This is a genomic window from Microcoleus sp. LAD1_D3 (genome assembly GCF_036702135.1).
Lineage (GTDB): Bacteria > Cyanobacteriota > Cyanobacteriia > Cyanobacteriales > Microcoleaceae > Microcoleus.
The window spans coordinates 16,002-36,512 of sequence record NZ_JAUBSB010000061.1 but is presented as its reverse complement, the minus strand read 5'-3'; the positions used below and the strand labels follow the sequence as shown (position 1 = coordinate 36,512).

General features: G+C 46.6%; 22 protein-coding genes. 11 read left to right on the top strand and 11 right to left on the bottom strand.

All coding sequences use genetic code 11. The features are described from left to right. The coding region (locus QUA74_RS24670) for a hypothetical protein (RefSeq protein WP_333334367.1) at positions 1 to 245 on the top strand (245 nt) is incomplete at its 5' end. 32 nt (positions 246 to 277) lie between these two features. Here QUA74_RS24670 and QUA74_RS24665 read toward each other — a convergent pair. From QUA74_RS24665 to QUA74_RS24655, 3 genes are all read right to left on the bottom strand, one after another. Continuing rightward, positions 278 to 1,933, bottom strand: a complete 1,656-nt coding sequence (locus tag QUA74_RS24665; RefSeq protein WP_333334365.1) for a radical SAM protein — start codon at positions 1,931 to 1,933, stop codon at positions 278 to 280. Between the two features lie 353 nt (positions 1,934 to 2,286). Continuing rightward, complete coding sequence (gene lspA / locus QUA74_RS24660) at positions 2,287 to 2,796, bottom strand: signal peptidase II (RefSeq protein ID WP_333334363.1); 510 nt, start codon at positions 2,794 to 2,796, stop codon at positions 2,287 to 2,289. A gap of 250 nt (positions 2,797 to 3,046) precedes the next feature. Then, on the bottom strand, positions 3,047 to 3,625 hold the full coding sequence (locus tag QUA74_RS24655; RefSeq protein ID WP_006635529.1) for a biotin transporter BioY: 579 nt from the start codon (positions 3,623 to 3,625) through the stop codon (positions 3,047 to 3,049). A gap of 382 nt (positions 3,626 to 4,007) precedes the next feature. Here QUA74_RS24655 and pstS point away from each other — a divergent pair, with 382 nt between their 5' ends. The 4 genes from pstS (at position 4,008) to pstB (ending at position 8,199) form a co-directional block, all read left to right on the top strand. Next, on the top strand, positions 4,008 to 5,183 hold the full coding sequence (pstS, locus tag QUA74_RS24650; protein WP_333334361.1) for a phosphate ABC transporter substrate-binding protein PstS: 1,176 nt from the start codon (positions 4,008 to 4,010) through the stop codon (positions 5,181 to 5,183). 230 nt (positions 5,184 to 5,413) lie between these two features. Beyond that, positions 5,414 to 6,370: a phosphate ABC transporter permease subunit PstC gene (gene pstC / locus QUA74_RS24645; protein ID WP_333334359.1), complete on the top strand. Its 957-nt coding sequence runs from the start codon at positions 5,414 to 5,416 to the stop codon at positions 6,368 to 6,370. Positions 6,371 to 6,404: 34 nt separating this feature from the next. Further along, positions 6,405 to 7,298, top strand: coding sequence for a phosphate ABC transporter permease PstA (gene pstA, locus QUA74_RS24640; RefSeq protein WP_333334358.1), 894 nt, complete (start codon positions 6,405 to 6,407; stop codon positions 7,296 to 7,298). A 100-nt stretch (positions 7,299 to 7,398) separates the two neighbouring features. Continuing rightward, the gene (pstB, locus tag QUA74_RS24635; RefSeq protein WP_333334356.1) at positions 7,399 to 8,199 is read left to right on the top strand and encodes a phosphate ABC transporter ATP-binding protein PstB; all 801 of its coding nucleotides are present in this window, start codon (positions 7,399 to 7,401) and stop codon (positions 8,197 to 8,199) included. Positions 8,200 to 8,429: 230 nt separating this feature from the next. Here the strand turns inward: pstB and QUA74_RS24630 are convergent, their stop codons facing one another. Beyond that, positions 8,430 to 8,600, bottom strand: coding sequence for an NblA/ycf18 family protein (locus QUA74_RS24630; RefSeq protein WP_242716365.1), 171 nt, complete (start codon positions 8,598 to 8,600; stop codon positions 8,430 to 8,432). Between the two features lie 228 nt (positions 8,601 to 8,828). On the opposite strand from QUA74_RS24630, the gene QUA74_RS24625 reads away from it, so the two are divergent. Both QUA74_RS24625 and QUA74_RS24620 read left to right on the top strand, forming a co-directional pair. Beyond that, on the top strand, positions 8,829 to 9,425 hold the full coding sequence (locus tag QUA74_RS24625) for a phycobiliprotein lyase (RefSeq protein ID WP_333334354.1): 597 nt from the start codon (positions 8,829 to 8,831) through the stop codon (positions 9,423 to 9,425). 293 nt (positions 9,426 to 9,718) lie between these two features. Continuing rightward, a complete protein-coding gene (locus QUA74_RS24620; protein ID WP_333334352.1) occupies positions 9,719 to 10,477 on the top strand; it encodes a phycobilisome rod-core linker polypeptide in 759 nt (252 codons plus the stop codon). A gap of 364 nt (positions 10,478 to 10,841) precedes the next feature. Here QUA74_RS24620 and QUA74_RS24615 read toward each other — a convergent pair whose 3' ends face one another. From QUA74_RS24615 to QUA74_RS24595, 5 genes are all read right to left on the bottom strand, one after another. Beyond that, positions 10,842 to 11,276: a hypothetical protein gene (locus QUA74_RS24615; RefSeq protein ID WP_333334350.1), complete on the bottom strand. Its 435-nt coding sequence runs from the start codon at positions 11,274 to 11,276 to the stop codon at positions 10,842 to 10,844. Between the two features lie 30 nt (positions 11,277 to 11,306). Continuing rightward, entirely contained in the window at positions 11,307 to 12,272 is a 966-nt protein-coding gene (locus tag QUA74_RS24610) for an RluA family pseudouridine synthase (RefSeq protein ID WP_333334348.1), read from the bottom strand. A 196-nt stretch (positions 12,273 to 12,468) separates the two neighbouring features. After that, on the bottom strand, positions 12,469 to 13,917 hold the full coding sequence (locus QUA74_RS24605) for a RecQ family ATP-dependent DNA helicase (protein ID WP_333334347.1): 1,449 nt from the start codon (positions 13,915 to 13,917) through the stop codon (positions 12,469 to 12,471). A gap of 37 nt (positions 13,918 to 13,954) precedes the next feature. Further along, a complete protein-coding gene (locus tag QUA74_RS24600) occupies positions 13,955 to 14,320 on the bottom strand; it encodes a DUF4087 domain-containing protein (RefSeq protein ID WP_333334345.1) in 366 nt (121 codons plus the stop codon). Positions 14,321 to 14,495: 175 nt separating this feature from the next. Next, positions 14,496 to 14,879 carry a hypothetical protein gene (locus tag QUA74_RS24595; RefSeq protein WP_333162726.1) on the bottom strand — a complete coding sequence of 128 codons (384 nt, stop codon included), beginning with the start codon at positions 14,877 to 14,879 and terminating at the stop codon, positions 14,496 to 14,498. 33 nt (positions 14,880 to 14,912) lie between these two features. Between QUA74_RS24595 and QUA74_RS24590 the strand changes: the two genes are divergently transcribed. Further along, the gene (locus QUA74_RS24590; protein WP_333334343.1) at positions 14,913 to 15,089 is read left to right on the top strand and encodes a hypothetical protein; all 177 of its coding nucleotides are present in this window, start codon (positions 14,913 to 14,915) and stop codon (positions 15,087 to 15,089) included. Positions 15,090 to 15,541: 452 nt separating this feature from the next. After that, complete coding sequence (locus tag QUA74_RS24585) at positions 15,542 to 16,096, top strand: M23 family metallopeptidase (protein ID WP_445251598.1); 555 nt, start codon at positions 15,542 to 15,544, stop codon at positions 16,094 to 16,096. Positions 16,097 to 16,374: 278 nt separating this feature from the next. Here QUA74_RS24585 and ftsH read toward each other — a convergent pair whose 3' ends face one another. Further along, on the bottom strand, positions 16,375 to 18,309 hold the full coding sequence (gene ftsH, locus QUA74_RS24580; protein WP_333334339.1) for an ATP-dependent zinc metalloprotease FtsH: 1,935 nt from the start codon (positions 18,307 to 18,309) through the stop codon (positions 16,375 to 16,377). Positions 18,310 to 18,752: 443 nt separating this feature from the next. On the opposite strand from ftsH, the gene QUA74_RS24575 reads away from it, so the two are divergent. After that, positions 18,753 to 19,298, top strand: a complete 546-nt coding sequence (locus QUA74_RS24575; RefSeq protein ID WP_333334369.1) for an NADPH-dependent FMN reductase — start codon at positions 18,753 to 18,755, stop codon at positions 19,296 to 19,298. 127 nt (positions 19,299 to 19,425) lie between these two features. On the opposite strand, the gene QUA74_RS24570 is transcribed toward QUA74_RS24575, so the two are convergent. Continuing rightward, the gene (locus QUA74_RS24570) at positions 19,426 to 19,656 is read right to left on the bottom strand and encodes a hypothetical protein (RefSeq protein WP_332984916.1); all 231 of its coding nucleotides are present in this window, start codon (positions 19,654 to 19,656) and stop codon (positions 19,426 to 19,428) included. 132 nt (positions 19,657 to 19,788) lie between these two features. On the opposite strand from QUA74_RS24570, the gene psb32 reads away from it, so the two are divergent. Then, on the top strand, positions 19,789 to 20,511 hold the full coding sequence (gene psb32, locus QUA74_RS24565) for a photosystem II repair protein Psb32 (RefSeq protein ID WP_333334337.1): 723 nt from the start codon (positions 19,789 to 19,791) through the stop codon (positions 20,509 to 20,511).

Below are 20,511 nucleotides of genomic sequence, written 5' to 3'. Positions count from 1 at the left end.
ACGAAACTCTATTGAATAAGCTTTCATTTTTTCTGGTGAGGCTACTGAATCTAGTGTACCACATATACATGGAATCTACTGGATTAAATACCGTAAAGTTACCTACTAAGTCAGCCGAAGGAAATACTTTACGAATATCTACTAAACTTGCCATTCAGCATCACAACTACGCTGATACCACAGCAACAGACTTGTTTCAGCATTGGGGTGTGTTTCCCAAAATTATTTTAATCGTTTTCGGCTAATAACACGCATGAGGCTATTATAATCTAATTTACTAAACGCGACTTAGTGAATTCTCACATTCTTGATTTGGCTGTCGTGTTGTATGACTCATCGCCTCAGCCAAATGTTTTTTCAAAGTCGCCTCCGGTAGCGGCCCTTTTAAATGACTCCAAGGCAAAACCTGCTCCAATTCCCACTCTTGAAAAACATAAAAATCCATCTCAGGCAACTGTCCCCGCAACTCCTTAAATGCCCGCCGATAACTGCCCAAAGTATCGCCGTAATGCCGCACTAATTCCAACAGCCGAGACAACCGCCGATCGCCCTTTGATAACAAACCTTGAATCACCGACCAGTTATAGCTTTCAGGTCTAAATTCTAAACCTAACTTACGCAATTCTTTATCTAAAAACTTCAGCCTCTTCTCCGCATCTTTATTCACTCCAAACCACTGAAAAGGAGTGTGGGATTTCGGGACAAAAGTGCTGCATCCCAGAGTCAACCGCAAACCGGGAGCGGCTTTTCTAATCGCCCGCATCATCTCCACCGTCTCCTCTAAATCCTCCATTTCTTCGCCGGGAATTCCCGCCATCCCGTAAAGTTTAATTCCCTTTAATCCGCCAGCTTTAGCATTGATAGCAGCTTGAATAATTTCGTCATTTGTGAGTTTTTTGTTAACGATTTTGCGGAGGCGATCGCTCCCGCTTTCCACCGCAATTGTCACAGATTTGCTGTCTCTGTTTGTCAATATTTCTGCTAGCTTAACTGTCACCGTATTCGTCCTTACCGAAGAAAGACTCAGCCGCACGCCGTCGTATTTCGGATGATTTAAATGATCCAGCAACGCTTCAAATTCCGGGTGCTGAGTGACCGAAGCACCCAGCAAACCCAAACGATTAGTCACAGCTAAACCGCGATTGATCGCCGGAATTAGCGAAGCCTCCAAACTCGCCGTTCTAAACGGCAAAGTCAGATAACTTGCCAAACAAAAACGGCACATTTCTGGACAACTCCGAACCACTTCCACCATGTAAATATTTTCCCAAGCCGCTTTTTCTGTCACCACAGTGGAAGCAGATAAAGTATTGCCGCGATAAGTCTGTTTTTCAACCACACTGGGAATTCCCGAATCGACAGGATGAATCGATTTAATCCCCTCAGTCGCATCCAGATAAGTTACTTCGTATAAACTGGGGACGTAAACTCCCGGAACTTGGGCTAAATGCCGCAATTTAGTGTGTCTGTCGGCGGTACGGACTTCTTTATAAGCATCAATAAAATTGTCAATGAGATGTTCGCCATCTCCCAGCAAAATTACATCAAAAAAATCTGCAAAAGGTTCTGGATTAGCAGTAAAAACCGGACCACCGCCGAATACGATCGGATGATTATCAGTTCGTTTAGAAGCCCAAATCGGAATTTCTAGAGATTCCAATAAATTTAGAATATTTACATAGTCTAGTTCCCAAGAAAGCGAAAAACCCAGTAACTCTGGATGTCGGGGAAGTTGTTCGCGGATATCAGTAAATAAACGGCCCACTTCAATATCCGATCGCACAGCCAAAGTTGCCCACACTATCTGATAGCCGAGACTGGTAATACCAACCGTGTACTCGTTGGGAAAAGCAAAAATAGTCGGGATAGCATCAGCATCGGGGGTTGCTGGGGCAAATAGTAAGCGTTCTTGGGCAAATGGATTAGGAGTCATCCGATTTTAGATTTTAGATTTTAGATTTTAGATTTTAAATTTTAAATTTGGGAATTTATCCCACGGATAAATCCGGGGCTTTGTAACCAAAGTGTTTTGAATCGCGATCGAGTTTAGCCTTAGCAATAAAAAATCTAATTATAGCTCATAAATGACTCTAACCCCAAATTGACACCTATACCTTCTGGTAACAGACAACGGACAAATGACCGAAAGCAATTGGTGGCGAGGCCCCTGGCTTCATCAGTGGATAAGCAAAAAAAAGCTCCGCACCCGATAAACCTGAGAACGGTACAGCCGGTGCGTGGGTTAATCTAAAATCTAAAATCTAAAATTGATTGACTTCTTAAAAGTTACTCTGAAATAGAATCGCGCTCGTCCTGATTTCTAGGCGGCGGTGCACTGTGAAAAGTTGCAATCAGCAAACAAATAATCCCAGCATTAATAAACACATCGGCCAGATTAAATACCGGGAACCGAATCAGCCGAAAATCGATAAAATCTACAACATGGCCAGAAACAAATCGATCGATCCCGTTCCCCAGTGCTCCCCCCAAAATCAAACCGTAGCCAGCTTGTTCCCAGCGGTTAATTCGCGGCCCGAACCAAGCCAGCACTATCAATCCCACACTAACGCCCAAAGACAGCCACCGCAACCAAATCGCCCCGCCATTGCTGAAAAGACTAAAAGCCGCACCGGTATTAACAACATAAGTGAAGTGAAACACTCCGGGTAACAGCGGCTGCGTCTGCGGAGGAATCGTCAAGTCAAAATTTTGCACCACCCAAAACTTAGTCAGGTGGTCTAAAAATAAACTGATAACAGCAGCAACCCAGAACAAGGGATTTCTTTTAAAACGCATGAATTAAGCAATAGAAAATGGGGCATCGGGCATGAGAGAATTTACTGCAATCTCACTTGTCATTGCGAGCAGAATGCAGTGGATAAAAGCAATCCCAGCCGCAGCGCGATGACTCTCCCGTTGGGCAATGATAGTATAACCTTATTTTGCACAATTACCAGTTACCTCTTCCTCCTTCCTTCTTCCTTCTTCCTTCTTCCTAACATCCGTTACATCCGTTACACAATCCGTTGCCGAACTTCCTTCGTAATTAATAAAACATCAAGCGGCGTAAAGTAAATGACAGCACTGCGATCGCACAAACTACCGCCAATTGTCCCGGCAGAGGATAAACTGAATATTTAAGAATCTCATCGAATAAAGGTGTTTTTTTTGCCGGAGGTAGCCAATAAGTAAAAATTAGATAAATTAAGCCGATCGCGTGAACAGTGAACAAACCGCATAAACAGCTAAAAGCCATAGATTCCAGCCGCGAAGCCACCTTAAAAGCCACCCAGCCACACACCCAAGCACCAGGCACAAAACCCAGCAAATACCCAAAACTCGCTTCTTTTAGATAGCCGATGCCGCCGCCTTGAGAAAAAACTGGCCACAAAGTTAATCCTAATGCCAAATAGGCAATTTGCGAGAGAGCCGCAGCATTTTTCCCCCCCATGCAGCCTACTAGCAAAACGGCTCCAATTTGATAGGTAACACCTAAAGAGTACGCCTGAAGTCCTCGATCGTCCCACAACCCAATCGGAATTGTGACAGATGCAGGCAAAAAAGTGCCTCCTATCGTCAGGAGCAAACCAATAACAGCCCAGATTAATTCAATAGGAGCAGGCATTATCATCAAACGGCATTCGTCAGAAGGTATAAGGCAGAAGGCATTTGTCAGAGGCAAGCTTCAATGCCCGCAGCTTTTAAATTCTTAATACTAGCACTACTGTCAAAAAAACCACCATTGTATGGTTTTCTGGTTCTCAAGCCTCGATCTTGTGATAATTTAATGGGGAATTTTTCGCGATCGGGCGATCGAATGCTTGTTTCCGTACAAATTTATCTGGTCTTTATCTTATAAACTCACTATTGTCAAGCTCATCAATTAATTAATAATATTAATTAATATTAATTTGCCATTAAGTGTAAAGATTCTTAACCTAACCTTTACTTTTGCGCGCTATGCTGATGCGGGACACCCCTATAACGATCGCAGATTTTTTATACCTATGCTTTTTCGTCTCAACTTGATTAATCCAAACCGTTTGACTACTGCAATTTCCGTTATGGCGATCGCCCTCAGTGTAGCAGCTTGCCGCACCGAAAGCCCAACCACAACCAGCAGCCCCAGCCCCGGCGACACCGCAGCATCCCCCGTTGCAGCCACCGGCACAGCAGCAAACACCAAACTCGCCCTAGCAACAAACGTAGCCCTGACGGGTGCCGGCGCGACATTTCCTGCCCCCCTCTACCAGCGTTGGTTTCAAGATTTCAACACCACCAACCCCAAATTACAGATCAATTATCAGTCAGTGGGCAGCGGCGCCGGAGTCGAACAGTTTACCAAAGGTACGGTAGACTTTGGAGCCAGCGACACCGCCATGAGTGACGAGGAAATTGGGAAGCTGCCAGCGGACAGAGGCGTGCTCTTGCTGCCGATGTCGGCTGGCAGCATCGTCCTCGCCTACAACCTGCCTGACGTACCCGAACTGAAGTTGCCAAGAGACGTTTACACAAATATCTTCTTGGGGAACATCACCAAGTGGAACGACCCCAAAATTGCTGCTGCTAACCCGGGCGCTAAACTGCCAGACCAAAATATCACAGTTGTACACCGTTCTGACGGCAGTGGTACGACAGACGTATTCACAAAACACCTCAGCGCCATCAGTCCAGAATGGAAAGAAAAAGTAGGGGAAGGCAAGACAGTAGAGTGGCCTTCTGCCGGTAAGCTTGGCGGCAAGGGGAATGAAGGTGTCACGGCTTCTATTCAACAAACCGTTGGCGCTATGGGCTACATTGAGTACGGCTACGCCAAGAACAACAATATCAAGTTTGCTGCCCTGGAGAATAAAGCCGGCAATTTTGTAGTGTACACCGACCCAGTGGGGGCAAAAACCCTTGAAGCAGTGGTACTACCGGAGAATCTCCGGGCGTTCATTCCCGATCCGGAAGGGGCAGAGTCCTATCCTATTGTTAGCTACACTTGGATGCTCGTTCCCAAAACAGTTGCTGACCCCAACAAAGCCAAATCAATCGAGGCTATGATTGAATACGGCTTGAATCAAGGTCAAAAAGTTAGTTCCGAATTGGGCTACGTTCCTCTCCCCCAAAACGTTAAAGAAAAAGTAGCAGCGGCCGCTGACGGCATCAGCCCTGACTACAAGATTGAGGTTGCCAAATAGCAATTGAAGGAGGAGGGAAGACGGAAGAAGGAAGAGGGAAGACGGAAGACGGAAGAAAAAAAGAGAGATATTTCTGTAGGGGCGGGTTTTATCAGAAATATTTGTTGAACAGTCAGGGGATTAATAAACCCGCCCCTCTTTGATTTTATTTATGGTCTTTCTTTCTGCTTCCTTCTAGCTTTTTGGGAAACAGGCTATTTTCGGCTACTATATATTTGGTTTTTTTTTCTATGATTTCAGATAATCACAGCGCTCAATCAAAGAGCCGATCGCGCTCTGGGGCAGAAAAGTCTTTAGACGAAGGCTTTATCTGGCTGACGCGGATTTTGGGAATAGGAGTTGGTGTAATTTTGCTGGTAATCGCGCTCACCGTTGCTTACAGGGCTTTACCTGCGATTCAACAGTACGGTTTGGGATTTCTATTTAGCAGTAGCTGGAATCCGGTTAAAGAAGAGTACGGTGCGCTGCCGATGATTTACGGGACGATCATCAGTTCGGCGATCGCGCTCCTAATTGCAGTACCATTAGGAGTAGGGACTGCCATCTTCTTGAGTGAAGATTTTTTGCCGCTGCCAGTGCGGACAGCTTTGGTTTTTCTAGTAGAACTTTTAGCCGCCATTCCCAGCGTAGTCTACGGTTTGTGGGGAATTGCTGTATTGATTCCCCTGATTACCACTCTCGGCAAGTTTCTCAACGGCACTTTGGGATGGCTGCCGATTTTTAGCACCCCGCCAGTTGGCCCGGGAATGTTACCAGCCGGAGTAATTTTGGGAGTCATGACTTTGCCCATTATTACTGCTATCTCCCGCGACTCTTTGGCAAGTCTCCCACCCGAATTGCGGCAAGCATCTCTAGGTTTAGGAGCTACTCGCTGGACAACAATTTTTAGAGTGCTCGTACCGGCGGCTTTTTCCGGCATTGTCGGGGGAATCATGCTCGGGCTTGGTCGCGCCATGGGAGAAACAATGGCTGCAACTCTGTTAATTGGCAATTCCAATCAGTTAAGTCTTTCTGTGCTAGCTCCGGCAAATACTATTGCCTCTCTGATGGCCAATCAGTTTGCGGAAGCCTCCGGGTTGCAAGTATCAGCTCTGATGTACACTGGGCTAATTCTGTTTATTATGACACTGATTGTTAATATTTTGGCAGAGTGGATTGTTTCTCAAGTAAGAGCGAAGTACAACTAGAAGTTTGCCGCGATTTCCTACATAGTTTTAGTTTATGTCAAATAGCGTCTCCGACGAGAATCCTTTGGTATCGAAAACAGGCAGTTTAAAGAAGGTTAAAAACAGCCCGCAAGCGCTGTTTAATCTGGCAATGAGTGTACTGGCTGGAGCTAGTCTGGTCATCACTCTGCTGCCTTTGTTCGCAGTGCTTTCCTACGTAACCGTACAAGGTTTCAATCGCCTGAATTTAGATTTGTTTACCAAGCTGCCGCCGCCGCCCGGACTGTCGGGAGGCGGGATTGCTAATGCAATTGTCGGTACGTTAATGACCGTAGGAATTGCTTCTTTAATTGCTGTTCCGTTTGGTGTGTTGGCAGCAATTTATTTGTCGGAGTTCAGCACAGGCTCAATAGCTCGCTGGGTACGCTTTGCTACTAATGTCCTCAGCGGGGTTCCTTCGATTATTGCCGGGGTATTTGCCTACGGTTTGTTCGTGGTAAATATGGGAGGTTTTTCGGCAATTGCAGGGGGTGCGGCGCTGGCTGTGCTGATGTTGCCGACGATTGTGCGGACTACTGACGAAGCTCTACAAATCGTCCCGCAAGATATTAGATGGGCGTCGGTTGGTGTGGGTGCTTCAAATTATCAAACGGTGTTGCAGGTGGTTTTGCCTGCAGCAATTCCAGCTATTTTAACGGGTGTGACACTGGCAATTGCTCGGGCTGCTGGAGAGACTGCTCCTTTGATTTTCACGGCGCTGAATTCGCCTTTTTGGCCGGGAGGATTTGATAAGCCAACTCCGAGTCTTTCGGTTTTGGTGTACAACTTTGCAACGGTTCCTTTTAAGGCACAGAAAGAATTGGCTTGGGCTGCATCTTTGATTTTGGTGCTTATGGTTTTGCTGACGAGTATTCTTTCTCGCTGGGCAACTCGCCAAAAAGTTTATTAAAGGAAGAAGGAAGAACGAAGAAGGAAGATTTTTCCCATCTTCAACTTTACAACTCTCATCTTCTCCTTATTTTGTAAAATTCGATTGGATTGTTACTTGTATGATGATGGATTTAGACCAGCAAACGGAAACAATTTTACGGACAGAAAATATCAATATTTTTTACGGCGCTTTTCACGCGGTTAAAAATGTTTCTATGGAGATTCCCAAAAATCGCATTACTGCCTTGATTGGGCCGTCTGGCTGCGGTAAAAGTACAATTCTGCGCTCTTTTAACCGCCTCAACGATTTAGTTAACGGTTTTCGTTTAGAGGGTAGAATTGATTACCACGGTCAAAATCTTTACGATCCTGATATTGATGCTGTGGAGGTGCGCCGCAAGATTGGGATGGTGTTTCAAAAGCCGAATCCTTTCCCGAAGTCGATTTATGACAATATTGCTTACGGTGCGAGGGTGAACAATTATAAGGGGGATATGGATGAGCTGGTGGAAAAATCGCTCAGCCAAGCTTATTTGTGGGATGAGGTGAAGGATAAGTTGAAGCAAAGCGGTTTTTCTCTTTCGGGTGGCCAGCAGCAGCGTTTGTGTATTGCTAGGGCGATCGCGATTAATCCTGATGTAGTGTTAATGGATGAACCTTGCGCTTCTCTTGACCCGATTTCTACGATTAAGATTGAGGAGTTGATGCGGGAACTCAAGGAAAAGTATACGATCGTGATCGTTACTCACAATATGCAGCAGGCTTCTCGGGTTTCTGACCTGACTGCTTTTTTCAATGCTAAACTTTCTGACGATGGGAAGCGATTTGGCTATCTTGTGGAGTGTGACAAGACTGAGGTAATTTTCCAAAGTCCGAAAGAAGAGTCTACTTTGGATTATGTGAGCGGCCGTTTTGGTTGATTCCCCGACAGGTTTTAACCTATCGCTACACAAACGAAGTCCCTTTCTCAGAGACTAAAAATATTTAATTTGCTGAGTCTGGTAGCGACAAAAAAACCGCGTAAAGCTTTTGTCAATTTAGAATCCCGCTTTCTTGGAGAAAGCGGGATTCTGGATTTTATGATTAAAAGCTCGATCGTACTTTTTGCAGATACAAGCCACTGATTTTTGTGAAGAAGTGCTCGAAGAGTTCACATATTCTTCATCCAATGCTTTAACAGGTTTTCTTTTACCATGTTTTGCCGCATAACTTCGAGCAAGTATTCCTGAGCTTGGTCTTGGCTTAACCTTTTGACTTCTTCGCGCAGCACTTGAAGTTTGAACTGCTGTTCCATGCTGAGGCTGGTTGTAGGCATATCCATAAATCGCTCCTCCAGTTTGCTGAGATTGATGCGAAATTGATCGGAATGACGTTTCGCAGGATTTGTTGTGTCTCCTACATTGTAAACTATCATAACATTCACTTGACAATATGTCCAAAGTACACATTTTGAGACTAATTTGTGTAGCAAAAGTACATCTAAGTGGGGGGAGCCTTATCATAAAAAGGCGTAAAGACAGGGAAGCCTAAGCCAAAGGAGCTAGTTTGTATGGATGCCATGGAGTTTTTTCAAAGCAGTGCTGGGGAGTGGCGTTCTCAGCGCAGCACTCACCACCTCGCTTTCCGCCAAGCGGAGATTGGGGATTCAAATATTCAGGTAACGGCGCTGGGTGCGGATGATGCGAGAGTCGCCGAGATTTGCAAGATGCACGAAGTCGATCCGAGCCGGGCTGCTGGGGGGGCTTTTGTGACTTGGCACGGCTCGATGGCGTGGGATAAGGATGATGAGAATCATAAAGGGTCTACGGTGTTCGCGATCGTCCCCGATCCTGAAAATCCCCGGCAGGGTTTGATGTTGCGCGAACGGGGCTATGCGGAAATTGTGCCGGTGGCTGGCCGTTTTGAGATGGATGATGAGGATGCGCTGCTGCTGATTACCGAATACGAGACGATGAGTTCGATCGAGCGTTTCTGGTTTCCTAATCCGAACGTGCGGATGCGGACGAGTACGGTAAAGCGCTTTGGCGGTTTCAGCACTTCGACTTTTTGTACCGAAATTAGGGTGCAACCAGACTCGGATGCAACATCTGAAGCAGCAGCAGATCAAGTGCCCGCCAGCGAGTTTTATTCGGCTCTGGGCTGGTAATTTAGTCATTAGTCATTGGTCATTAGTCATTGGTCATTAGTCATTGGTCATTGGTTATTACTTTGGCGTCGTTTCGAGACTCAGCCGACTGCTGACTGCTCACTAATGACGAATGACTGCTGACTAATGACTTCCCCAAAGTCAACAAATGTTACAGATTGTTGCAAAAATTCAGGAAAATCAGATTTAGATTGCGGGAATCCCCTAATCTGTATGTTGGTTAGTTGTATCCGTTATGCTGGCAGCTCACGGTGTCAACTATTTCTGAAATTTGAGATAACGGAGATTTTAACGTGGCGCTTCCTTTATTAAGCTACGCCCCCAAGAGCCAAAACCAGCGCGTTGCTGGTTTTGAAGTGGGGAGCGACGAGCAGCCCAGAGTTTTCACAACTGAAAATGTGCTCTCGTCTGGAGACATGGAAAATTTGATTTGGGCTGGATATCGCCAGATTTACAGCGAACACCAAATCCTCAAGAGCAACCGCCAAAAGTCTTTGGAGTCGCAACTCAAGTTCGGCCAAATTACTGTGCGGGACTTTATTCGCGGTTTGGCGACTTCTTCTCCTTTCCTAGAGCGGAATTACCAAACTAACAGCAACTATCGGTTTGTGGAAATGTGCGTGCAGCGCATTTTGGGCCGGGATGTTTACAGCGAGCGCGAAAAGATTGCTTGGTCGATCGTAGTAGCCAATAAGGGGCCTCAAGGCTTTATTGACGAGTTGGTCAATAGCGAAGAGTACCTGGAAAAGTTCGGCTATGACACAATACCTTACCAGCAGCGCCGAATTTTGCCTCAGCGAGTTGGAGGGGACACTCCTTTCAACTTGAAGACGCCCCGCTACAGCGAATACCACCGTTCGCAGCTTGGCTTCCCGCAAATCATCTGGCAGACTGGGGTGCGCCGTTTTGTTCCTCAAGAGCAGCAACCGAAGGCTGGCGATCCGTCGAACTATTTGGGTATGGCGCGCAATATGCCCATGCCTGCTAGTCCGCCGCAGCGCGTGCCTCTGGCTAATATCAATATCGAGACGATGGTTCCCCGTCGCCGGTAATTGATGCTGCCCTGATGCGATTATTTGTGTCGGGCGATCAACTGAATCGATCGGCTTTTAGGCTGAGAGAGTTTTGAGTCTTGAGTTTTGAGGTTTGAGTTTTTTGATAAACTTGGAATCCAAAACTCAGGGCTCATACTTTTTTGGAAAGAAGTTCGGCAACGAGCAATCTACAGGATTTAACAGATAAATATTAGACTTGAGTTGAAGCCCTTCTTCGCTCTCCTATCTTTAAATGTATCTGCGTTCATCTGCGTTCATCTGTTTTCATCTGCGGTTGCCCTCTTACATCACAGATTTAGGCAAGAAGTTTAATCAAGACAAAAGGCAGGGAAAAAAAGGTTTATAGTAAGGACTTTAGTCATTAAAAAGGTACAGGAGCTGGTTCTGACGGTAACAGACTTACGCCAGTATAAGCTGATTGGAGTCGATCAAAAATGTATTCAAAAGCTTCTTCAAAGTGTCTGGGTTCATCAAGGAGAATCTTGAATTCGTGACCCCAAGGATAAACCGTGACAATGAAATTGTCAATAACTTTGTTAACACTCAAAGATATTTCGACTGTTTCGCGATCGGCCTTTTCGGGATTTTCGGGATTTTCGCAAACATCGATCGCACCATCAAAATACAGTATCCCATTTTCATCAAACTTCTGATTTTGGTTTTGAATCGCGCATTCCAAATAATCGCTCATTTGCTTGATAAAAATTTCACTAAAATCCTGACCAGCTTCGCAGGATTCGCGGTATGCTTGCCGGGATGCGGCGTAAGCTTTGCAAAGTTCCTCAAATTTAGACATAGAAACTACCAGTGTTAACTGCCCAACATATCAAGTTTGAGAGCGCAACCGCAATATTTTCAATAAAGTGTTGAATTGATCGGGCAAAGGTGCGATCGCCTCTATTAATTCTCCTGTTACGGGATGCTGCAATGTCAGCCGCCATGCGTGGAGGGCTTGTCCTGTTAAATTGACGCCGATGGAACGGTTGGAACTGTACATCGGGTCGCCCACAATCGGATGTTTTATTTCGGCTGTATGCACGCGAATTTGATGAGTGCGGCCGGTTTCTAATTGATAGTGCATTAAACAATAGTTGCCGATTCTTTCTTTGATTGTCCAGTGAGTAACTGCGGGGCGACCGCCTTTTTCTACTGGTACTACCGCCATTTTTTTGCGGTCTGTGGGATGCCGCCCTATGGGTAGGTCTATTGTGCCTGTTTCGGTGTTGGGAGCCCCGTAAACTATGCCTAAATACTCGCGGCGGGCGGTTTTGGTTTTGAGTTGGGCTTGCAGGTGTTGGTGGGCGATGTCGGTTTTGGCGATCGCGATCGCACCTGTCGTATCTTTGTCTAATCTGTGCACGATTCCCGGCCGCTGAACTCCACCTATTTCTGCTAGGGGACAGTGGGCTAACAGGGCGTTGACTAATGTACCGTCTTGGTGTCCGGCGGCTGGATGGACGACTAATCCGGCTGGTTTGTTGATAATAATTAGGCTGTCGTCTTCGTAAAGAATGTCGAGGGAAATTGCTTCGGCCTGCAAGGAAGTGGGCTGGGTTTCGGGTAAAGTGAGGTGGATGCGATCGCCCGTTTTTACTGATATTTTTTTCGAGGTGCAGGTTTCGTCGTTGACTTTGACGTTGCCTTGTGATATGAGGCTTTGGATGCGCGATCGGGATAAGTCCGGTATCTGGTTTGACAGCCAAATATCTAATCGCTGATTGACATTACTGCGATCGAATTCTTCTGTATTTTCTACTGTGTAAATCTGTGCCGCAGTGTCTGTTTCTATCATTTACTTTTTACTATTTTTTGCCAAGTCTGTCAAGCAAATATCTTAATCATAACATCTATGAGTTAGTTCGCGATCGCACGGGTAGCGAGAAACCGGTTTTTTTTCACAGCAATACTTCGTTTCTGCCCGCAGACTGGGTAAAAAACCCGGTTTCTTTGGTCGGAGTGGTTAAGTCGTTTGAGTATAATCGTCTTTTCTATCGACAATTGTCGCAGTGGCCGCAGCGCATTGATTTAGCTTCCTTGGCAAACCCAAAAGCTTGGAGCAAAAATTGCCACCTGCACTCGCGATGTTTGAGATATTTTGCCATTTCTTCGGCTGCAGTAAAATTTAATTTTTCGGCTTTTTGCTGTGCAGATTTATCGATCGCATAATTAAAAGGATCTTGCCATGTTAATTGTCCGCTGCTGTGCAAGATTGAAAGGGCGATCGCGCTTTCGGGGAATTCGCGGGAAACTGCTTCTATATCGCCTTTAACTGGCAGTTTTTTGGCTAATTGCTGAGCTTCTCGGTATTGCGATCGCAATTTATCTTGAAAAAATTCCTTTCTTTGTTTATCTTCTGGATATAGCAAACCCGTGGGTTCGCTAATCAATGTCAGGGCGATCGCCGATTTGCCGTCGCGTCCGCCTCTACCAATTTCCTGAATGTATTCCGATAATAGCAAAGGTGCTTGATAATGAACAACCCACCGGACATCAGGCTTATTAATTCCCATCCCGAACGCTGAGGTACAAGTCACAAATTTAAGGTCATTGTTCAGCCAAGCTTTTTCTATTTGTCGTCGTGATTCTGGACTTAAACCTGCATGATATGCGGCTGTTTCATAACCTGCTGCTTTCAACAAATCCGCCAAGCTTTCGCTATCTTTTCTAGTGCGGACATAGACTAAACCTGCTTGTTTTGGTCGAGCTTTAATAAAATTTAACAACTGCTGTTTTCGTCCTCTCGGCGTCCAGACTGTTTGCACTTGCAGGTGCAGGTTAGAACGGTAGGGACTTAGCAGAAATGCTTCGGGTTTTTGCAGTTGCAAGACATTTTTAATTGTCTGCTGTGCTTCCAGGTTGGCGGTAGCGGTGAAAGCTGCGATCGCAATTTTACTATTTGCTGGTTTAGCTTTCAACAAAGCCGATCGCACTGTTCCCAAACGACGGTAAGCTGGTCGAAAGGTATCGCCCCACTGCACTAAACAGTGAGCTTCATCTAATATTAAACCGTTAATTTGGATGTGTGGCTGACTGATAATTTCCCAAACAGGTTTGCTGAGTAATGTTTCGGGAGACAGGTACAGCAATCTTAATTTGTTTTGTTGCAGCGATTGCATAGTTTGTCGGCGCTGCGGTGTTGGCAATTGACTGTGGAGGAGGGAAGCGGGAAGATTGCGATCGCGCAATTCTTGCACTTGATTTTCCATCAGTGCGACTAACGGCGAAACTACCAACGTTAAGCCTGTTTGTAACAAAGCTGGCAGTTGAAAGCAGATTGATTTGCCGCCACCTGTCGGCATAATTATAAGTGTATCTTTTCCGGCTAGCAAACTGCTGACAATTTCTGCTTGGGGCGGGCGAAAGTCGTCGTATCCCCAATTTTTTTTAAATGTGGCGCGGGCTTGATGTAATGATGTTAATTCGGGTTGAAAGTTCATTTGACTGAGTTAAAAAAATTGTATGGTTTCGCCACAACTAACGAATTTTTGGCAAATTCGGATCTTTTCGACAAGTCGAGAGGGGTAATTGTTCACCACCTTGTATCGTGGTAATTCTCATTCGATTTCTATCTGTCACCACATTTAGACAAGCACAGCCATAGCCATAATTAACATTAGTTTTGACATATTCATCGTCGTTAAAAGGAGGAATATTGTTCATTCCTCCGGCTTGATATCCCCCTTGTGCCGAGATAGTCCACTGAGCATCTTTGTCTTTGAGATACCAATTAGCAGGCGTGGGATTTATTAACCATCCGCACCTGGTTTCAGCCGCTTTCGCAGGAATAACAACGATCGCAAAAGATGAGATAATTGCAGGTATCAACCACTTTAGTTTCATAGCTTTACATCCTAATTTTTGAGCGACAATCATACAGTAATTACGCGCTTCAAGAAAAGAAACAGAAACCGGGTTTTTTAGGGAATCTGCAGGTGACAACGAAATATTGTCGCAAAAACCAGGTTTCTAACTACCTGCGCGTAAGTCCTGTCCAAAATCCAAAATCCAAAATCCCCTAAGACTCCTCGCCGTCTCGGCGGCCGAGCTCGTACACGCCGCCACCAATACAGGCGATCGTACCCATAGATACCGCCCAACCAGTGCCCAGAGACAATTCGACGCCCCAATTGCACAATCCGCCCACAATCAAAAAGGGCAGAATGCTCAACAGCGAAGCGTAAAAGGCATTTTGAGCTTCTCTGGCTTGGCGGGTTCTTTCAAACTCGGCTTCTGAGGTGTAGAGGGATCTCTCGGCAAAATTCATCCAGCGGTTGAGTTGCAGGATTACCCATTCTGTCAGGGGCGACAGGCCCCAGTACAGGGCCAAAGACCACAAGGACGCACCGGCGATCGCAGTTGCGTCTATGGCAAAACTAAAGGGAAAAATTTCAGTAAGCATTGCTTGATGTGTGTTATGAATTTGAGATTTTGGATGACATCCAAAATCCCGGAACTAACTAACTATAGTGTCAAGCAAAAGCTCGATCGAGTTCAACCGCAGCAGGAATTCCTCGGCCAATTTTTTTATTACAGCATATTCCATGTAGATGTGGTACACACAATCTGGCGATCGCCTGCTGTTTGGTGCGTCGCCATCAGCAATCTGTAAGTTTTATCCACCAATATTTCGCAGATCCGCACCCTACAGATTAACACCACACAATATAGCTTTATGGTGTACTTCATGAACCTGGAAGAAGCTTTATCACCCCTGGGCATTTACCCGGAAGCCTTGACACGGGTTTTGGATGGAGTAAGATACACGTTGTTATTAAACTGATTCGCGATCGCGGGTAGAGCTCAAAGCCAATCTTGCAGCGAATTGGCATAACTTACATCTTGCACCTCAGAAACGGGCTCTCCGGCCCGTTCTACAAAGAATAATTTTTTTGTGGAACGGGCCGGAAAGCCCGCCCCTGAAAGCTTTATTGACAAGGGTGCAAGATGTGAGCCTAACAGACAACGCAAACTCCCACACACATTTAACTTTGAGCCGTGAAAAAAATCCTGCAAGACTCTAGAGGCCCGCTGACGGCAAAACGCTTTTTTCGTCTCAGACAGATGCTGCTGCTGGCACTTTCGATCGGCATTGTTTTGATCAGCCCTTATTTGCAGCAGCAGGTGGTCAAAGCTCAGTCAGGCTTACCAACCAGAGTAGCGACGGGTAATTTGTGGCAAGAAGCTTCTTTTCCAGTCGAAAACTTTGAAACATACACTTCCGCCTTCGGCCCCCGTGGCGGGGATTTTCATTACGGTTTGGACTTGGCAGCCCCGGAAGGCAGCTATATCCGTAATTGGTGGGGCGGCCAAATTTCCGAAGTTTGGGAAGATGGCAGGTGCGGCACTGGTATGGTGGTGCGATCGGGAAATTGGGAACACATCTACTGTCACCTCAGAGGCCGAGTGCTAACGGCTAACGGCGGGCGTTATTATACCGATAGCGAAGGTACCTTGCAAATTTGGCAAGGTCAAACAGTGCCTGCGGGTGCGAGAATTGCCAGAGTTGGGATGACCGGCCGCACGAGTGGGCCTCACTTGCACTGGGGACTGAAGTACGGCGGCCGTTGGGTAGACCCGGCTTTGGTACTCCGGGAAATGTACGCGCAACAATCTTAATTAGTCAGTTGTCAGTTGTTAGTTGTCAGTTGGAAGAGGGAAGAGGGAAGAGGGAAGAAGTAGTGCGTCCCACCGAACCCTTACCAATTACCCATGACCAATGATATGGTTTCCGGTGGCATCGGAATTATATATTTGGATCAGGTCAGTGCGATCGTCCCCGCTCGCACTACATAATTCCGATGCCACCGGATTTGATATGACTGCTGACAACTGACAAACCAACTACTAACTAATAACTGTGGACTAATGACTAATGACCAATGACTAATGACTCTTTACGTTGGGGCTAACTCTTTTTTGGTCAACTCGGTGTACCGCTCGACAATTTGGCGGAACTCGTCGCCGTCGATGGTTTCTTCATCCAACAGCGCTTCGACAAGTTTATCTACCAAAGCGCGGTTTTCGCGGATAATTCGGCGAGCTTCTTCGTAGCAGTCAAAGGCAATTTCCCGGACTTGGCGATCAATCTTGGTTGCCATGTCTTCGGAATACTCGGATCGCGAATTCCAGTTTTGGCCCAAAAACACCTCATTGTTCGGACTTTCAAAAGCCACAGGGCCCAAATCCGACATTCCATAAAGCGTTACCATCTCCCTGGCGAGACTGCTAACTGCTTTGATATCGCCGCTGGCACCCATAGTTACTTCAGCATCGCCGTAAACTTCAGCCTCTGTCGCCCGTCCCCCCAAGGCTACTGTAATCTGGCTTAATAGCCAAGCCCGACTCCTCAAACCTTCACTATCGAGCATTTCGTCGTCGAGGGCAAACTTAGCAAAGCCTGCGATGCCGCCGGAACGCGGAATAATCGTTACTTTTTCAAGTGGATCGGCATTTTTAAGCATGGTAGCGACTAGGGCGTGTCCGACTTCGTGGTATGCTACTATCCACTTTTTCTTGCTGTCCAGCAGCGGGTTGAGGCTAAGCCCGATCGTGATCCGGTCGAGCGCGTCGTAAACTTCTAAGTTAGTAATCGTGTCTTTGCGACGCCTCGCGGTGAGAATTGCTGCTTCGTTGAGCAAGTTTGCCAAGTCGGCGCCGGAAAAGCCGGGAGTGCGGCGGGCGATCGTGTCTAGGGCAACTTCTGGGTCGAGTTTTTTGTTGCGCGCGTGAACTTGCAAAATCCCTAACCGCCCTTTGTAGCTGGGTAAATCTACCGTTACTTGCCGATCGAACCTGCCGGGCCGCAGCAGGGCGGTATCGAGCACGTCGGGCCGGTTAGTAGCTGCAATCACAATCACGCCACTGTTACCCTCAAAGCCGTCCATTTCTGTCAGCAACTGGTTGAGAGTTTGTTCGCGTTCGTCGTTGCCGCCACCGATACCAGCGCCGCGCTGCCTTCCTACCGCGTCTATTTCGTCGATGAAGACGATGCAGGGCGAATTTTCTTTAGCTTTGCGGAACAAGTCGCGGACGCGGGAGGCGCCGACTCCGACAAACATTTCGACAAATTCGGAACCGGAGATGCTGAAGAAGGGGACGGCTGCTTCGCCGGCGATGGCTTTTGCCAGCATTGTTTTACCGGTTCCGGGAGGCCCGATTAACAGAACTCCTCTGGGAATTTTGGCGCCGATGGCGTTGAAGCGTTCGGGTTTTTTGAGGAAAGTTACGACTTCTTGCAGTTCTTCTTTAGCTTCTTCGATGCCTGCTACGTCGTCGAACATCACGCCGGTTTTTGCTTCCATTTGGAAACGGGCTCTGGATTTGCCGAAGTTCATGGCATTTCCTTGAGATTGGGTTGATCGGCGCAGGATTGCCATCAACACTGCCAACACTGCAAAAATCACTAGCAAGTTTACTACTAAACTGACTGCGGCGGCGTTGTCGGCTGTTTGTTTGACTTCAAAGTCAATCTTTTTGGCGCGGATTTGCGAGTACAGTTCTCGGTTGTTGTAGTCGAACAGACTAACTGATTGAGTCTGATCGCTTTTTTGATTTTTTAGCCTAACCTTGGCAGTTTTTTGAGTTTCGTCTACTTCGACTCTACTGACTTGCCCTTTTTCTATGTTGTCGATCAGTTGGCTGTAACTCATGGTGTTTGGCGCGCTCTCGGCAAACACCGGGGTCGAGAGCAATATTCCTTGAGAAATCACCAAACTGCCCAGGATGCGCCACAGATTCCGTCCTGGAATTGATTTTTTAGGATTCTGGCTCGACTTGTCTTTGTTTACAGCTAGATGCCCCAGCCATGCGTGTTTCCAAGAATTTTTCATATTGCTTTGCCCAAGGTTGAAGACTGCCAAGATTGACCGCTTGTGGTTTGCTACGTTCATTTATTTTAACAAGATGGCGGGTGTTGGATGGGTTTATCTCTCGCAGGCATCTGTAAGATGCCCCTCAAGAGGGGGGTTTTGAATCCACGGCTCCTCAAGAAACCGGGTTTTTTATCTAATCTGCGGGCTATAACCAAGGATTTTGCTCAAAAACCCGGTTTCTGGGCCCACTCCACTGAACTTACCCACGACTCCTCAAGAAACCGGGTTTTTTACCTAATCTGCGGGCTATAACCAAGGATTTTGCTCAAAAAACCCGGTTTCTGGGCCCCGTGCGTAAATCTAAAATCTCAAATCGATTGACAGTTGCCGATCGAACTTGCTATGTTAATCATACTCGTAATGAGTACGTTTTAGGACGACAGTTATTGTTTTTAAGCTTTATGGTAAAAATAGTCTGCATTGGTGGAAGTTTGCGGGCTGGCTCCTACAGCCAGTTAGCGTTGAAGGTGGCAGCAGAACGGGCGCAGACCCTGGGCGCAGAAGTTGAAATCTTCGATTTGCGATCGCTCAATCTGCCATTCTGCAATGGTGAGAATGATTATATCGATTACCCAGATGTGCAAAAGCTGCAGAATGCGGTTAAGCAAGCCGACGGCTTGATTTTGGCAACGCCGGAGTATCACGGTAGCGTCAGCGGTGCTCTCAAGAATGCCCTGGATTTGATGAGTTTCGAGCATTTGGACGGGAAGGTTGCGGGTGCGATTAGCGTTTTGGGAGGGCAAGTTAACAACAACGCACTCAACGATTTGCGAACCATTTTGAGATGGGTGCACGCTTGGGTAATTCCCGAACAAATTGCGATCGGACAAGCTTGGAAAGCTTTTAGTCCTGAGGGTAAATTGTTGGATGAAAAACTGTCTGAAAGGTTCGACGAATTTGCTCGGAGTTTGGTAGAAAATACGCGGAAATTGCGAGGGATTTCGTAATTGTATCTCATGACAAATGCACTCCTGGACGCAACTGGCATATTCTTTGGGTGCATCCGTCCCCATAATTTCTCGATTTGAAAAGGTTTTCTCTATGTGACGCACCCTACAAGCTGGGGAGTATCCATTAAAATGGCATATCGATCATGTCTCCGAAAGGATGGGGTACGTCGATCGGCATTCTTCCGGGTTGTGACTCATATTTGTCAATCCAGTTTTTGGCCAATTCCAAAGCTTCCTCCTCTGTCTTGGCATTTTGGACGGCGACGTGACGGTTGCCCCGGCTATCCCAAACCTCGACGTAGAAGACTTTCTGGGATTGAATAATCCAACCTTTATAAGTATCTGCTGGTTCCATAGTTAGAATCCTAAAATAATCGGGCGGGAAGTTCGAGTGGCGAGCTAATTGTAAATATTGCGCTGTGTAAAATGAATTTTACGGGGGTTTCTATAGTATTTTTGGAAAAAAGTCAGTTTTACGGTTAACCTCATGACCAGACTCCTGAAGCAATTATTTAACTGGAGAAAATATCTCCAATCTTTGGCGGCGACGATCGCGATCGCCCTAATCGCATCCCAGATGGCGGTATTGCCGGCATTGGCTACTGGCGTGTACGAAATGCCGGTGTTGTCGGCGGGCGATCGAACTTGGGTGTTCGACAAAGGCGACGTGCTCAGCCGCAGCAGCGAAAGCAATATCACCAGCGTGCTCGACAACCTGGAAAACAAAACAGGGAAACAAGTCAGATTTGTCACCATCCACCGCTTAGACTACGGTGAAACGGCTGCCACTTTCACCGACCAACTGTTTGAACAATGGTTTCCCGCAAAAGAAGACCAGACTAATCAAATTTTACTCGTTCTCGACACTGTTACCAACAGCGCGGCAATTCGCACCGGCGAAGGGGTGAAATCCCTGCTACCCGATGAAATTGCCCAGAGTGTAGCTGGAGAAACCGTTCAAGTGCCGCTGCGGGAAGCCAATAAATACAACGAGGCATTTGCGGCTGCAAGTACGCGCCTTGCAACTGTTTTGTCGGGCGAACCCGATCCGGGTGCTCCTGAAGTTGTTGACAACATTCAAGTTGAAGGCACGTTTAAAAAAGCTGAAGAAACAGACCAAGGCAATGCCACAGTTGTTGTGGTTGTGCTGTTGGTGTTGGCGACAGTGATTCCGATGGTGACTTATTTCTGGTATCAAGGTTTTTCGTAA